The organism is Micromonospora sp. MH99 (assembly GCF_021442385.1).
In the GTDB taxonomy this organism is placed as follows: domain Bacteria; phylum Actinomycetota; class Actinomycetes; order Mycobacteriales; family Micromonosporaceae; genus Micromonospora.
Map to the genome: position 1 here is coordinate 1 of NZ_MUZA01000029.1, position 14,592 is coordinate 14,592.

The 14,592-nt window shown below is 71.7% G+C and carries 11 protein-coding genes; 2 read left to right on the forward strand and 9 right to left on the reverse strand.

What is annotated here, in order from left to right; translation table 11 throughout:
• Nucleotides 1–1,430: 1,430 nt before the first annotated feature.
• The 4 genes from uvrC to rsgA all read right to left on the reverse strand — a co-directional run bounded on the left by uvrC (nucleotide 1,431) and on the right by rsgA (nucleotide 8,569).
• Nucleotides 1,431–3,509: an excinuclease ABC subunit UvrC gene (uvrC, locus tag B0E54_RS16945; protein ID WP_234584508.1), complete on the reverse strand. Its 2,079-nt coding sequence runs from the start codon at nucleotides 3,507–3,509 to the stop codon at nucleotides 1,431–1,433.
• A 128-nt stretch (nucleotides 3,510–3,637) separates the two neighbouring features.
• Nucleotides 3,638–4,123 (reverse strand): Rieske (2Fe-2S) protein, encoded by a 486-nt coding sequence (locus tag B0E54_RS16950; RefSeq protein WP_234584509.1) that lies wholly within the window; start codon nucleotides 4,121–4,123, stop codon nucleotides 3,638–3,640.
• Between the two features lie 249 nt (nucleotides 4,124–4,372).
• Nucleotides 4,373–7,318 (reverse strand): excinuclease ABC subunit UvrA, encoded by a 2,946-nt coding sequence (gene uvrA, locus B0E54_RS16955; RefSeq protein ID WP_234584510.1) that lies wholly within the window; start codon nucleotides 7,316–7,318, stop codon nucleotides 4,373–4,375.
• A 180-nt stretch (nucleotides 7,319–7,498) separates the two neighbouring features.
• Nucleotides 7,499–8,569: a ribosome small subunit-dependent GTPase A gene (gene rsgA / locus B0E54_RS16960; RefSeq protein ID WP_234584511.1), complete on the reverse strand. Its 1,071-nt coding sequence runs from the start codon at nucleotides 8,567–8,569 to the stop codon at nucleotides 7,499–7,501.
• Between the two features lie 438 nt (nucleotides 8,570–9,007).
• Between rsgA and B0E54_RS16965 the strand changes: the two genes are divergently transcribed.
• On the forward strand, nucleotides 9,008–9,661 hold the full coding sequence (locus tag B0E54_RS16965) for an MBL fold metallo-hydrolase (RefSeq protein ID WP_234584512.1): 654 nt from the start codon (nucleotides 9,008–9,010) through the stop codon (nucleotides 9,659–9,661).
• A gap of 105 nt (nucleotides 9,662–9,766) precedes the next feature.
• Here the strand turns inward: B0E54_RS16965 and B0E54_RS16970 are convergent, their stop codons facing one another.
• Nucleotides 9,767–10,375: a DedA family protein gene (locus B0E54_RS16970; RefSeq protein WP_234584513.1), complete on the reverse strand. Its 609-nt coding sequence runs from the start codon at nucleotides 10,373–10,375 to the stop codon at nucleotides 9,767–9,769.
• Between the two features lie 101 nt (nucleotides 10,376–10,476).
• Nucleotides 10,477–11,160, reverse strand: coding sequence for a 50S ribosomal protein L11 methyltransferase (locus tag B0E54_RS16975; protein ID WP_308195369.1), 684 nt, complete (start codon nucleotides 11,158–11,160; stop codon nucleotides 10,477–10,479).
• 195 nt (nucleotides 11,161–11,355) lie between these two features.
• On the opposite strand from B0E54_RS16975, the gene B0E54_RS16980 reads away from it, so the two are divergent.
• On the forward strand, nucleotides 11,356–11,559 hold the full coding sequence (locus B0E54_RS16980) for a cold-shock protein (protein WP_007072071.1): 204 nt from the start codon (nucleotides 11,356–11,358) through the stop codon (nucleotides 11,557–11,559).
• A 48-nt stretch (nucleotides 11,560–11,607) separates the two neighbouring features.
• Here B0E54_RS16980 and B0E54_RS16985 read toward each other — a convergent pair whose 3' ends face one another.
• The 3 genes from B0E54_RS16985 to B0E54_RS16995 form a co-directional block, all read right to left on the reverse strand.
• A complete protein-coding gene (locus B0E54_RS16985; RefSeq protein ID WP_234584515.1) occupies nucleotides 11,608–12,888 on the reverse strand; it encodes an MFS transporter in 1,281 nt (426 codons plus the stop codon).
• Entirely contained in the window at nucleotides 12,885–13,460 is a 576-nt protein-coding gene (locus tag B0E54_RS16990; protein WP_234584516.1) for a helix-turn-helix transcriptional regulator, read from the reverse strand. The genes B0E54_RS16985 and B0E54_RS16990 overlap by 4 nt, the downstream gene beginning before the upstream one ends.
• A 109-nt stretch (nucleotides 13,461–13,569) precedes the next feature.
• Nucleotides 13,570–14,448: a hypothetical protein gene (locus B0E54_RS16995; protein WP_234584517.1), complete on the reverse strand. Its 879-nt coding sequence runs from the start codon at nucleotides 14,446–14,448 to the stop codon at nucleotides 13,570–13,572.
• Nucleotides 14,449–14,592: the final 144 nt, after the last annotated feature.

Here is a 14,592-nt window from a genome sequence, read left to right on the forward strand (position 1 = left end):
TCAGGGCGGTCTTACGGATCAGATCGGTACGCATGATGGCGTGCTCCTCTGCATCGGGGGGATACGCGCCGACACACGAACGGGGGTGTGTGTCGGGCGGGAAAAGTTCAGGGGGGACGTGGCCTGGCGGCCCCGGGGGGCCTGCGCGGGGGTGTCCCGGAGGGTGGTGCAACGACCCGGGGGCGGCGAGGCATTCCACCAACGCGGTGCCGGGGCCGGGGGCGGCCGGTGGTGCTCGGCCGTGCGGGGTGTGTAACCGTGCCGGCCGGGCGGGTGTTCCCGGCGGCTGTCACACCGACCTGCGGTGGTGCTTGGCGGTGCGGGGGGTGTAACCGTGCCGGCCGGGCGGGTGTTCCCGGCGGCTGTCACACCAACTTGCGGTCGTGCTTGGCGGTGCGGGGGCGTAACGGTGGCGGCCGGGTGGGTGTTCCCGGCGGCTGCGGTGCGCCGCTAGCCCGAAGGTCGCGGCGGCATGCCAGGTATAACGACCCCGGCGGGTCACCGATTCCGCCGCCAGAGTGCCACCGACCACAGGACACCCACCCCATGACCCGACAAACCACCCGGCGGAAACGGACATCCACCACCACCCGCCGGTTGATCGACTCGACTTCGCTGAAGTCGCGGTATCCGGACGCCCGGGATACCCCGACATCGCCGAACCCGAGTCGATCACCCCGCACGGGACCTGCGGACCTGCGCCCAACCGGATGATCGTGCTCGATCCGGGAAACACGGACATCCACCACCGGCGGCGGTTGATCGACCCGACTTCGCTGAAGTCGCGGTATCCGGACGCCGGGACACCCCGACATCGCCGAACCCGAGTCGATCACCCCCGCACGGGACCTGCGCCCAACCGGATGATCGCGCTCGATCCGGGAAACACGGCCCTCGCGACGCGGGCGAAGCCACTACACCCAGGATCGAGCACGACCAGGCCCGCCGAAACGCCCACCGTGCGCGGTGTCCGACGCGGGGGCGGCACCCCATCGCACGGCGACCTTGGGGTCACGCCACCGCCGGCTTGGGGTCACGCCACCGCCGGCACCGGACAAACCACCCAACGGGGACCCCGGCGTCGACACCGCCAGGGTTGATCCACTCGACTTCACCGATGTCGCGGTATCCGGACGCCCGCGACACCCCAACATCGCCGAACCCGAGTCGATCAACCCGGGGCGGCAAGACGCCCAACCGGATGATCGCGCTCGATCTAGGAAACAGGGCCCTCACCACGCGGGCAAAGCCACTACAACCAGGATCGAGCACGATCATGCGGGCCGGCCGGATCGTGCCCGCCGATCACCAGGCCAACCGGATGGATCGGGTGGGACCACGTGGATCGCCGCGGGTGGCTACGCGCTGGGCGTCGCCTCCGCACTGTGGGTCGCTTACGCGCCGGGCGTCGCCTCCGTACTGTGGGTCGCTTACGCGCCGGGCGTCGCCTCCGCGCTGTGGATCGGCTCGGCGCTGTGGATCGCTTCCGCGCTGTGGGTCACTTCCGCGCTGGGCGTCGCTTCCGCGCTGGGGATCGCGTCGGGGCTGTCATCGGCTTTGGGGCCCTTGTCGAGGGCAGCCAGGATCGCCTCGGCGGTGCGGCGGCCCACCCCGGGCACTTCGGTGATCTCTTCGACGGTCGCCGTGGAGAGCCGCTTCAGCGAGCCGAAGTGCCGCAGCAGCGCCTTGCGGCGTACCTCGCCCAGGCCGGGGACGTTGTCCAGCGCCGACTCGGTCATCCGCTTCGAGCGACGCTGGCGGTGGAACGTGATGGCGAAGCGGTGTGCCTCGTCGCGGACCCGTTGCAGCAGGTAGAGGCCCTCCGAGGTGCGCGGAAGGATGACCGGGAACTCGTCGTCGGGGAGCCACACCTCCTCCAGCCGCTTGGCGAGGCCGCACAGCGCGACGTCGTCGATGCCCAGATCGGCCAGGGCCTGGGCGGCCGCCGCGACCTGCGGGGCGCCGCCGTCGACGACCACCAGCTGCGGCGGGTACGCGAATTTCCGCGGCCGGCCGGTGGTCGGGTCGACCAGGATGCCGATCTGCGGATCGGTGGCGCCTCCGGGCGCGGTCGGGTCGTCGGCCGACTCCACGCCGACTTCGCCCGTCTCGGCCCGCGCGTCGAGGTAGCGGGCGAAGCGGCGGCGCAGCACCTCGGACATGGCGGACAGGTCGTCGGTGGCGCCCCGCACGATGAACCGCCGGTACTCACTCTTGCGGGGCAGCCCGTCCTCGAAGACCACCATGCTGGCGACCACGTCGGTGCCCTGGATCTGGGAGATGTCGAAGCACTCGATGCGCAGCGGTGAGGTGCGCATGTCGAGCGCCTCGCTGATCTCGTCCAGCGCCTTGCCCCGGGTGGTCAGGTCGCCGGCTCGCTTGAGCTTGTGCCGGGCCAGCGCGTCCTTGGCGTTGCGCTCCACCGTCTCCATGAGGGTGCGCTTGTCGCCGCGCTGCGGCACGCGCAGCGACACCCGGCTGCCCCGGTGGCTGCTGAGCCACTCGGCCAGCGCGTCGGCGTCGGCGGGCAACTCGGGCACCAGCAGTTCGCGGGGTACATCGGCTTCGCCGTGCTCGCCGCCGTACACCTGGGTGCAGAAGTGGTGCACGAGGTCGCCGGTGGTCAGGTCCTCGGTCTTCTCCACGACCCAGCCGCGCTGGCCGCGGACCCGGCCGTCGCGGACGTGGAAGACCTGCACGGCCGCCTCGAGCGGGTCGTCGGCGAACGCGACCACGTCGGCGTCGGTGCCGTCGCCGAGCACCACGGTCTGCTTCTCCATGGCCCGGCGCAGGGCTGCCACGTCGTCGCGCAGCCGGGCGGCCCGCTCGAACTCCAGCTGCTCGCTCGCCTCGGTCATCTCGCGCTCGATCTTGCGGACCATGGTGTCGGTGCGCCCGGCCATGAAGTCGCAGAAGTCGTCGACGATGGCACGGTGCTCGTCGACGGAGACCGTGCCGACGCACGGCGCCGAGCACTTGCCGATGTAGCCCAGCAGGCAGGGACGACCCACCTGGCCGGCCCGCTTGAACACGCCGGCCGAGCAGGTGCGCGCGGGGAACACCCGCAGCAGCAGGTCGAGGGTCTCCCGGATGGCCCAGGCATGCGAGTACGGGCCGAAGTAGCGCACACCCTTGCGTTTCGCGCCGCGCATCACCTGGAGTCGCGGGTACTCCTCGTCGAGGGTGACGGCGAGATAGGGGTACGACTTGTCGTCGCGGTAGCGGACGTTGAACCGGGGGTCGTACTGCTTGATCCAGGTGAACTCCTGCTGGAGCGCCTCGACCTCGGTGCCGACGGTGATCCAGTCCACCGACTCGGCGGTGGTGACCATCTGGCGGGTGCGCTCGTGCAGGTTCCAGACGTCGCCGAAGTAGGAGTTGAGCCGGCTGCGCAGATTTTTCGCCTTGCCGACGTAGATCACCCGGCCGGTGCCGTCGCGGAAGCGGTAGACCCCCGGTGACTCCGGGATGGTGCCGGGTGCGGGACGGTAGGTCGAGGGGTCAGCCACGTCGACAAGCCTAGTCCGCACCCCCGACACACCACGCCGAGCGCTAGATCAACTCGGCGTGCGGGGAAGTCGGGGCGTCGACGGGCGCCGGACGCCCCGACTTCCCCGAACGCGAGTCGATCGAGTGGTCAGGCGAGGGAGATCTGGTCCCCGGTCACCTTGATGTCCTTCGGCGGCAGCGGCTTGGTGGCCGGGCCGGCCTTCACCGAGCCGTCCTCGATCGAGAACTTGCTGCCGTGGCAGGTGCAGTTGATCGTGCCGCCGTCGACGTTCGTCACCGGGCAGTTCTGGTGCGTACAGATCGGGCTGAAGCCCTTGAACTGACCCGCCGAGGGCTGGGTGATCACCACGCCCTCGGCGGCGAGGACCTTGCCGCCGCCGACCGGAATGTCGGCGGTGGTGGCCAGCGACTGGGCGTTCTGCCGATCACCGCCACCGGCGTCCCCGGTGCTGGGCACCGCCGGGCCGCCACTGGTGGGGGCACCGCTGCCACCGCCGTCGTCGTCACTGCCGCAGGCCGCCAGGACGACTGCCGCGCCGACGGCCCCGACACCGGTGAGCAGGGCCCGACGGGTCTGCGTACCCGGATCGGTCAGCGCCTGATCGTCGCTCATGCCTCGCCTCTCTCTCGCCCACTGCGCCGGTCCGAAAGCCGGCCACACCTGTGCACACGGGCAACTGTGCCGGATGGTTCACGGCGGCACAGTGCCGACCCGGGAAATGGGACGAGGGACGAGGACCGCGTCGAAACCGCGACGGCCCCGAGAGCACGGCGGTGGACGCGTCGAACGCACAGCCGCGCCCGGTCCACCCCTGGCTCTGCCGGAGCAGGGGTGGACCGACGCCGCCGTGGACGGCCCAGGTCAGCGCGCGCCGGCCGGCACCTTGCGGCTGGCCCGCGTCTTGGTGGTGCCGTTGGCCTTGGCGGCGCGGGTGGTGGCCGCCGCCGCGCCCTTGGCCTCGCCGTCGAGCTTGAGCACCTGGCGCAGGAACTGGCCGGTGTGGCTCTCGGGCACCTCGGCGACCTCCTCCGGGGTGCCGGTGGCGAGCACCATGCCACCCCGGTGACCGCCCTCCGGACCCATGTCGATCAGCCAGTCGGCCGTCTTGATCACGTCGAGGTTGTGCTCGATGGTGATCACCGTGTTGCCCTTGTCGACCAGGCCCTCCAGCACCATCAGCAGCTTGCGGATGTCCTCGAAGTGCAGGCCGGTGGTCGGCTCGTCGAGCACGTAGACCGTCCGCCCGGTGGAACGCTTCTGCAGCTCGGAGGCCAGCTTGACCCGCTGCGCCTCACCACCGGAGAGGGTCGGCGCGGGCTGCCCGAGACGGACGTAGCCCAGGCCGACGTCGACGAGCGTCTTGAGGTGCCGGTGGATGGCCGGGATGGCGGAGAAGAACTCGGCGGCCTCCTCGATCGGCATCTCCAGCACGTCCGAGACGGTCTTGCCCTTGTAGTGCACCTCCAGGGTCTCCCGGTTGTACCGGGCGCCCTTGCAGACCTCGCAGGGGACGTACACGTCGGGCAGGAAGTTCATCTCGATCTTGATGGTGCCGTCGCCGGAGCACGCCTCGCAGCGGCCGCCCTTGACGTTGAACGAGAACCGGCCCGGCCCGTACCCCCGGACCTTGGCCTCGGTGGTCTCGGCGAAGAGCTTGCGGACGTGGTCCCAGACCCCGGTGTAGGTGGCCGGGTTGGAGCGCGGGGTCCGGCCGATCGGCGACTGGTCCACGCCGACGACCTTGTCGACGTGCTCCAGACCGGAGACCCGGGTGTGCCGGCCGGGCACCAGCCGGGCGCCGTTGATCTGGTTGGCCAGCACGGCGTACAGGATGTCGTTGACAAGCGTCGACTTGCCCGAGCCGCTGACCCCGGTGACCGCGATGAGCTGGCCCAGCGGGAACGAGACGCTCAGGTTGCGCAGGTTGTGCTCGCGGGCGCCGTGCACCACCAGCTCGCGGGCCGGATCCTGCGGGCGGCGGCCCGTCGGTGTCGGGATCGACCGGCGACCGGACAGGTACGCACCGGTGATCGACTCCTTGTTCTTCAGCAGAGCCGGCACCGAGCCGCTGTGCACGATCTTGCCGCCGTGCTCGCCGGCGCCGGGCCCGATGTCGACGATCCAGTCGGCGACGCGGATGGTGTCCTCGTCGTGCTCCACCACGATCAGCGTGTTGCCCAGACCGCGCAGCCGGATCAGGGTCTCGATCAGCCGGTGGTTGTCGCGCTGGTGCAACCCGATCGACGGCTCGTCGAGCACGTAGAGCACGCCGACCAGGCCGGAGCCGATCTGGGTGGCCAACCGGATGCGCTGCGCCTCGCCGCCGGAGAGCGTGCCGGCCGGCCGGTCCAGCGAGAGGTAGTCCAGGCCGACGTCGAGCAGGAACCGCAGGCGGGCGTTGATCTCCTTGAGGACGCGCTCGGCGATCATCTTCTGCCGATCGGTCAGCTCGATGCCGGCGAGCAGGTCGGCGCACTCCCCCACCGACAGGTTGCAGACCTCGGCGATGCTCTTACCGGCGAGGGTGACGGCGAGCACCTCGGGCTTGAGCCGGGCGCCGCCGCAGGCCGCGCACGGCACGTCGCGCATGTAGCCCTCGTACTTGTCGCGGGACCACTCGGACTCGGTGTCGGAGTGCCGGCGCTCGATCCACTGCACCACGCCCTCGAAGCCGGTGTAGTAGGAGCGCTCGCGACCGTACTTGTTGCGGTAGCGCACGTGCACCTGGTCGTCGGAGCCGTGCAGGATCGTCTTCTGCGCCCGCGCCGGCAACGCCCGCCACGGGGTGTCGACGTCGAAGTGCTGGGCCTCGCCGAGCGCCTCCAACAGGCGCAGGAAGTATTCCAGGTTGTGCCCGGTGGACCAGGGCTGGATGGCGCCCTCGCGCAGGCTGCGCTCCGGGTCGGGGACCAGCAGCTCCGGGTCGACCTCCTTCTTGGTGCCCAGGCCGGTGCACTCCGGGCAGGCGCCGTACGGCGCGTTGAAAGAGAAGACCCGGGGCTCGAGATCCTCGATGGCCAGCGGGTGGTCGTTGGGGCAGGCCAGGTGCTCGGAGTAGCGGCGCTCCCGGTCCGGGTCGTCCTCCGGCAGGTCGACGAAGTCGAGCAGCACGAGGCCGCTGGACAGGCCCAGGGCGGCCTCGACCGAGTCGGTCAGCCGCTGCTTGGCGCTCGGCTTGACGGTGAGCCGGTCGATCACCACCTCGATGGTGTGCTTCTCCTGCTTCTTGAGCTTCGGCGGCTCGGTCAGCGGGTGCACCACGCCGTCGACGCGGGCGCGGGCGTAGCCCTTGGCCTGCAGCTCGGCGAAAAGGTCGACGTACTCGCCCTTGCGACCGCGGATCACCGGCGCGAGCACCATGAACTTGGTGCCCTCGGCCATGGCGAGGACCCGGTCGACGATCTGCTGCGGGCTCTGCTTGGAGATGCGCTCGCCGCAGACCGGGCAGTGCGGCTCACCGATGCGGGCGAACAGCAGGCGCAGGTAGTCGTAGACCTCGGTGATGGTGCCGACTGTCGAGCGCGGGTTGCGCGAGGTGGACTTCTGGTCGATCGAGACGGCCGGGCTCAGGCCCTCGATGAAGTCGACGTCGGGCTTGTCCATCTGGCCGAGGAACTGCCGGGCGTACGAGGAGAGCGACTCCACGTAGCGCCGCTGCCCCTCGGCGAAGATCGTGTCGAAGGCCAGGCTCGACTTGCCCGACCCGGACAGCCCGGTGAACACGATGAGAGCGTCCCGGGGCAGGTCGAGACTGACGTCACGCAGGTTGTGCTCGCGCGCGCCACGGATGATCAGTCGGTCGGCCACAGTGCGTGTACTCCCGGGAGAAGACGAAGCGAAGGATCTGTCCCGCTCTGGGTGGATTCGAGCGGTCGTGCGGGCGCGGAAAACACGCCTCGGCAACTCTAGCCCCGAGGTGTGACAGTTTCCCCCGCCCGCACATTCCCCCAGCTCAGCCCGGTCGGCCGCACCACGCGCGAGCCTCCGTCAGTACCCGCCGGGCGACGGTGGCCGGGCCGCCCTGCGCCGCGCCGAACGCCACCCGCCGCGCCGCTCGGCGGCCAGCCGCGCCTCACGCCGCCGGCTCTCGTGGGTGACCTCCGACTGCAGACGCCGCCAGCTCTCCCACCGGCGCGTGGACAGCTCACCGGTCCGCAACGCGTCGTGGACCGCGCAGGCCGGTTCACCGTCGTGCCGACAGTCGGCGTACCGACAGCCCTCGGCCAGCCCCGCGATGTCGGCGAACGCCCGGTCCAGCCCGGCCACGCCGTCGAGCAGGCCGACCGCCCGCACGCCGGGTGTGTCGATCACGGCGCCCCCGTTTGGGACCGGCACCAGGGCCCGCCAGGTGGTGGTGTGCCGGCCCTTGCCGTCGACCCGACGGATCGCCTGCGTCGGCATCATCACCGCGCCGGCGAGCGCGTTGACCAGGCTCGACTTGCCCGCGCCGGACGGCCCGAGCAGCCCCAGCGTGCGACCCGGCGCGACCTCGGCGCGCAGCGGGTCCAGCCCGGTGCCGCGCTCGGCGCTGACCGGCAGCACCGGCACACCGGGGGCGATCACGGCGAGCTGGCGGGCCAGCGCATCCGGGTCGGCCGCGAGGTCGGCCTTCGTCAGCACCACGAGCGGCCGGGCCCCGGACTCGTGGACCAGGGAGAGCAGCCGCTCGATGCGGCCGACGTCCGGCTCCGGGTGCACCGGCTCCACCACGGCGGCGGCGTCGAGGTTGGCGGCCAGCACCTGGCCGCTGGCGTCCTTGCCGGCGGTACGACGGATCAGCGCGGCCCGCCGGGGCAGCACGGCCGCCACGGTGATCCGGCGGTCCGGCCAGTGCGTGAGCAGCACCCAGTCCCCCGCGCAGGGCAGTGCCGAGGGGTCCTGGGCGGCGGCGGCCAGCACGGAGGGGCCGAGGCTGGCCCGGACCGGGCCGTCGGCGGTGAGCACGGTGCAGACCCCCCGGTCCACCCGGGCCACCCGGCCGGGGTGGTGCTCGCCGCGCCGGGCGGCGTACGTCGCCCGGTCGGCGTCCCAGCCGAGGGCGGTCAGATCGATAGTCATGGCATCCTCATCGGTGTCGAGCTGGTGATGGCGGAACACGCGTGTCACGTCCGGCATGAACACCACCTCCGTCCGACGTCCCGGTGCCGCTTTGTGAGGCCGACGGTAGGGCGCGCGACGACGCGCCGAAAGCGATTTCCGCGACGACGGCGCGGCGCGGGGCGGCTAGGGTCGACCCGTGACCACGGATCCGCTGCCGCCTCAGGGCGCGGCGGACGACACCACCACCACCCGACCGCCGCGTACCGGCGACGGCCTGGGCGGCGGGCACCGACGCCGGCGCGGGCCGGTCGCCTGTCGCGCTCCTCGACGACCCGCGGCGCACCGCACACCGGTCCGCCGGGACGCCCGCGGCCCTGCCGGTCGAGGCGTGGACCACGCTCGCCGTCAACCCCGACGGACCCCTGCCTACTTCACCGGAACGGATTTGGACACGTCATGACCTACAGCGGAGATGTCACCCACGGCGGCCCGCCGGCGGTACGGGAGTTGGACGGGCTCACCATCAGCAAGCTGTCGGTGGGCCCGATGGACAACAACGCGTACCTGCTGCGCTGCACGGGCACCGGCGACCAGGTGTTGATCGACGCCGCCAACGAGGCGCCCCGGCTGCTGGAGCTGATCGGCGACGGCGGTCTGGCCGCCGTGGTGACCACCCACCAGCACATGGACCACTGGGTGGCGTTGGAGGAGGTGGTTGCCAAGACCGGCGCGCGGGCGCTCGTGCACGCCGACGACGCGGCGGGGCTGCCGATCGAGGCGGAGCGGTTGGCCGACGGCGACACCGTGGCGGTCGGTGACTGCGCGCTGGAGGTCATCCACATCAAGGGCCACACGCCGGGTTCGATCGCGCTGCTCTACCGCGACCCGGCCGGTACCGCCCACCTGTTCACCGGCGACAGCCTCTTTCCCGGCGGCGTCGGCAACACGGACAAGGACCCGCAGCGCTTCGCCGCGCTGATCGACGACGTCGAGCACAAGCTGTTCGACCAGCTGCCGGACGACACCTGGTTCTACCCCGGCCACGGCAAGGACAGCACCCTGGGAGCAGAACGCCCAGCCCTCCCCCAGTGGCGAGCCCGAGGCTGGTAACCCCGAGCGATGATCACCCAACGCTGACCGATCACCACTGAAGATCCACACCACAGTCGGATCGCGGCACCACCGGACGAACCGCCCCCGCACCGCAACCACGGCTCAACCAGCAAGAGCGGAGAACCGCCGCCGCGCCCCCACCAACACCACGAACGCCAGCGCCAGCCCCACCCCCATGGTCACCAGCAGCGGGCTCGGCGCCCCCGGCAGCAGCCCGGCCAGCGACCGCGACGCGGTGCCCAGCGCCAGGTAGAGGCCGGCCCAGGCCGCCGCGCCGAGGGTCGCGCAGCCGAGGAACCGGCGGTACGACATCCGCAGCCCGCCGGCGGCCAGCGGCAGCAGCGCGTTGAACACCGGCAGGAACGGCGCGACAACCATCATCTGGCCACCGCCGTGGTTGAGGATCCCCTCGGCCGCGCTCCAGCGCGCCTCACCGATCCAGCCCCCGATCCGGCTGTGGCGCAGGCGTTCGGCGTAGCGGCGACCGACCAGGAAACTCAGCGACCAGCCGGCCAGGCAACCGGCCAGCACCGCGGCGAAGGTGGCCAGCCCGGTGGCCGGGCGGCCCACCCCGACCGCGGCCAGGATCGCCACGTCGCCGGGGATCAGCACACCCAGCAACGGTACGGCGTCGAAGAGCATGACCAGCCCGAGCGCGCCCATCAGCACGAGGATGGGCAGTTCTCCGACCTGGGCCAGCCATTGCGTCATGCCTCGTACGCTATGGCCGCCGGACCACGGTGGACATCAGGTCGCAGCCCCCAGGGTCCCCTGGTATCGGCCTCGGGGTCGCCCCTGAGGGAGCCCGCGCGTCACGCGGGTCGCAGCACCTGCACCCGGCGCAGCGACGAGTCCACCGACGGCTCGGTGGTGGGCACCGGATAGTCGGTCAGCAGCCGTAGTCCGTCCTCGGGCAGGTGCTCCCGGCCGGGGTCCCCGATGAGCACCTCGGCGCCGGAGGCGACGGCCCGTCGTAGGAACGGCAGCATCCTCTCGGCCATCGGGCGGCTGTAGAAGACGTCCCCGGCGACCACCAGGTCCGCGTCGACGCCGACGTTGTCGAGCAGGTCGTCCCCGCTGGCGTCGACGGTGACCCGGTTGGCGCGCGCGTTGACGGTGATGGCCGCCACGGCGTACGGGTCGATGTCGTTGGCGACGACGTCGGCGGCGCCGGCCAGCGCGGCGGCGATGGCCACCAGACCCGAGCCGGCGGCGAGGTCGAGGACGCGGCGTCCGGCGGCCAGCTCCGGGTGGTCCAGCAGATGTCGGGCCAGGGCCTGGCCGCCGGCCCAGGCGGACGCCCAGAACGGCGGTGGCAGAGCGTGACCGGCGAGCGCCTCCATCCGGGCCCACCAGACGATCGCGTCCTCGGCGAGGTGCAGGCGCACCTCCGGGACGAACGGGGTGGGCACCAGGTGGAGCCGGTCCAGGCCGGTTCCGGGCGCGTCGATCTCGCGCTCCAGCTCGGACAGCGCGGTGGCTGCGGCACCCCTCATCGGCGCAAGCATGCCGTAGCGGAGGGTGGTCGGGGCGGCTTTCGCGTGCCGGCGCGCACAGAGTTCATCTGAGTTCGAGTAAACACCTACGGCACTTCGGCCGGCAGATCGGGGTTTCGCCCGTTACTGTCGAACAGGTACGGGCGACCATCGGCCACGGGCCGGTGGTCCGCCGCTTTGAACAGGGAGAGATGCATGGCAACCGGCACGGTTAAGTGGTTCAACTCGGAAAAGGGCTTCGGCTTCATCGAGCAGGATGGTGGAGGGCCGGACGTGTTCGTCCACTACTCCGCCATCGCGACGAGCGGTTACCGGGAGCTCAACGAGGGCCAGAAGGTCGAGTTCGAGGTGACCCAGGGGCAGAAGGGCCCGCAGGCGGACAACGTCCGCCCGATGTAGCTCCGTGCCGGTGACGGCGGTCGGTTCCTGGCCGCCGTCGCAGTGCACTCAAGACGCTGCCGGGGCGGCGGGCAGGTCCCGCCGCCGCCGGAGCGGTCCAACCAGCAGGATCAGCGGGGTGATCGCCAACCAGGCGGTCATCACGCCGATTGCCGTGCCGACGCCGTAGCGGGCGCCGAGGGCTCCGGCCAGAACGGCCGCCAGCGGGATGGCACCGAAGTTGAGCAGGTGCATGCTCACCGTCACGCGGCCGAGCAGGTGGTGCGGCGTGTACGTCTGCCGGAACGCGCCCTTGACCACGTTGCCGATGGCCACTCCGAGGCCGATCAGCACGCCACCGAGGGCCGGCCACACCAGCCCGACGCCGGGTGCGGCCAGCGGGATGAGCAGGGCGGGCGGGCCGGTGAGCGCTGCCCCGATCAGCATGGCGCGCGCGGTGCCACACCGGCGGGCCAGGGCGGTGGCGAGCAGCGCGCCGATGATTCCCCCGACGCTCATCACGCCGACCAGCACGCCCACCAGGCCGGGTGCGAGCCGCAGTTCACGCACCAGGAACACCACCAGGACCGCCTGGTAGCCGGTCAGACCGATGTTGCTGGCCGCGCCGAAGACCGTCAGCACCCGCAGGTACGGGTCGCGAATGACGAAACGCAGTCCCTCGGCGATGTCCCGCCGCAGCGAGCGGGACCGGTCCGGCCGGTCGGGGCGCGGCTCGGCGGTGCGGATGCGCAGCAGGAGGACCGCCGAGAACAGGAACGTGAGCGCGTCCAGCAGCAACGCGGCGACCGCCCCGGTGACCTGGGCGATCAGGCCCGCGATGCCGGGCCCGACGACGTAGCTCACGGTCTGGGTGGCCTGTAGTTTCGCGTTTCCCTCGGGCAGTTGCTCGGGCCGCAGCAGAACCGGCAGGTAGACCTGGTCGGCGGTCTCGAAGAAGACCCGCACGGTGCCGGCGCCGAGCGCCACCAGCAGCAACTGCGCGACGGTGAGGCGGCCCAGGGCGGCGGCCACCGGCACGCTGAGGAAGGCCAGGGCACAGAGCAGGTCGCAGATGACCATCAGGGGCCGGCGTGGCAGCCGGTCCACCCACGCGCCGGCCGGGAGGCCGATCAGCAGCCAGGGCAGCCAGGCCGCGGCGGTGAGGACCGCCACCTGGAAGGTGCCGGCGTCGAGCACGGCGACCGCCACCAGGGGCAGCGCGACGGTGGTGACGTTGCTGCCGATGCTGCTGACCGTCTGCCCGGCCCAGAGCAGGCGGAAGTCGCGGTGCCGCAGCAGCCCACCGGCCGGTCGGACCGGGCTCGGGTCGGTGCGGGTGGCCGCGGTCACGGTCGGGCCGGTACGCCGTGGACGAACACGAACACGGGTTGCCGTTCGCGGCCGTCGTCGGGCAGCGGCCGGGCGGCCCAGCGATCCAGCAGGTCGATCATCTCGCGGCTCAGCTCGTCCAGTTCCTCGGGCGTGAGGTGCAGCCACTTGTCCGTCGAGAACGGCGCGTCGGCCCAGGCGGCCTGCGCCGACTCGTCGCTGGCGTGCCAGGCGCGGGCCAGCGCGACGTGCCGGTCCAGGTTGAGTGAGGTGGCGGCGTCGGCGACGGCCCGGGCCGCCGGGTCGGCGTCGAAGTCGGTGGTGGACCAGCGCACTCCCCGGCTGACGAGCTGCCACCACCGTTCGCGGCGGTCCCGGGCCAGCTCGGGAGCCTCGGTGACGAGGTCGGCGGCGGCGAGCACCTTGAGGTGGTGGCTGACGTTGGCGGGGGCCTGGTCGGTGCGCTCGGCGAGCAGCCCGACGGTCGACGGGCCGTGCACCTTGAGCACGTCCATCAGTCGGCGGCGCAGGGGGTGGGCCATGGCGGCCAGGACTCGCGAGTCGGTGACCAGGCGTACGTCGGGGTTCTCCACGAGACCCAGCATCACATCCGCAACAGCTATTGCGCAACCGCTATTGCTCAACAGTCGTTGCGGATGCCCCCGAAGAGAGGCGGCCCGGTGGGGACGGGCCGCCTCCGACTCAGGCGACGAGCCGGCGGGCCAGCTCGTCGGCGACCTCCTTGGCGAGGCTCGCCGGGATCGCGTCGGCGATGGCCTGCGGGGTGAGCACCCGGAGCACCTCCGTGGCGAGCGCCGGCACGTCGACCGCCGGGCGCCCGGCGGCGGCGAGGAGCGCGGCCAGCGGAGAGTTCGGCGCCGGGCCATCGACCACGCCCGGCGAGTTCGGTGCGGACACGAGCCAGTTCCGCAGGTTCGACAGGTCCGCCAGGACGTCGTCGACGGTGCGCTGCGGGCGGCCCGTGTCCCGCTTGAGTCGGTCGCTGAGTTCCATCTCTGGGTCCTCCATGGGTGGGGTCGGGGCGACCTCGATGAGGCCGATGCTGGTCAGGTAGCGGCGGAACAGTGGCCGCTGGTCGCGACCGGCCTTGATGGCGTCGCGGAAGAAGCTGAAGTGGGTGTGCCAGCGGTGCGAGCTGTCGCCGCTGGTGCGCTTGCCGAGGCGGTCCCACCGCTTCACCGTCGTGCCGTCGGGGCTGTAGATGATCTCGCGGATGTCCCGGGTGTCCGCAGCGTTCGCGGCGCACTGGCCCACACACCAGAGCGAGAAGCTGGGCAGGGTGTGCGTACGGCCGCCGGAACGGACCGAGAAGCCGCCGACGTCGAGCGCCGCCGCGTCGAGGGTCAGGCCGTTGCGGTCCCGCGACGACTCCACCACGGAGTAGTCGTTGGTCACCACCCGGTCCGATCCGCAGTGGTAGCCGCCCCGGTGGGCCGGGTCGCCGACGATGCCGACCTCCGCCGGTTCCAGGTCGGCGTCGCGGACGGTTTTCGGGTCGACGTTGAGGTGGGTGAGAAGGAGACTTCGGACGGCCAACAGGTTCGCCGGAGCCCGGGTCATGGGGCCCCCCTTCCAATTCACGGGGGCCGGGCACGACGTCACACCGCGTACGCGGTGCTGGGCTTCAGGCGAGCCCGGCCTACTGGTGCACGGCGCCGGGCGTTGACCCAACCATAGCCCGCAAAAAATATGAATGCCCAGCTC

What these genes read in the sequence shown, in the direction of transcription:
- B0E54_RS16950 (WP_234584509.1), bottom strand. Translation starts at nt 4,123, where the DNA reads ATGAGCGACGATCAGGCGCTGACCGATCCGGGTACGCAGACCCGTCGG.
- rsgA (WP_234584511.1), bottom strand. Translation starts at nt 8,569, where the DNA reads ATGACTATCGATCTGACCGCCCTCGGCTGGGACGCCGACCGGGCGACG.
- B0E54_RS16965 (WP_234584512.1), top strand. Translation starts at nt 9,008, where the DNA reads ATGACCTACAGCGGAGATGTCACCCACGGCGGCCCGCCGGCGGTACGG.
- B0E54_RS16970 (WP_234584513.1), bottom strand. Translation starts at nt 10,375, where the DNA reads ATGACGCAATGGCTGGCCCAGGTCGGAGAACTGCCCATCCTCGTGCTG.
- B0E54_RS16975 (WP_308195369.1), bottom strand. Translation starts at nt 11,160, where the DNA reads ATGAGGGGTGCCGCAGCCACCGCGCTGTCCGAGCTGGAGCGCGAGATC.
- B0E54_RS16980 (WP_007072071.1), top strand. Translation starts at nt 11,356, where the DNA reads ATGGCAACCGGCACGGTTAAGTGGTTCAACTCGGAAAAGGGCTTCGGC.
- B0E54_RS16995 (WP_234584517.1), bottom strand. Translation starts at nt 14,448, where the DNA reads ATGACCCGGGCTCCGGCGAACCTGTTGGCCGTCCGAAGTCTCCTTCTC.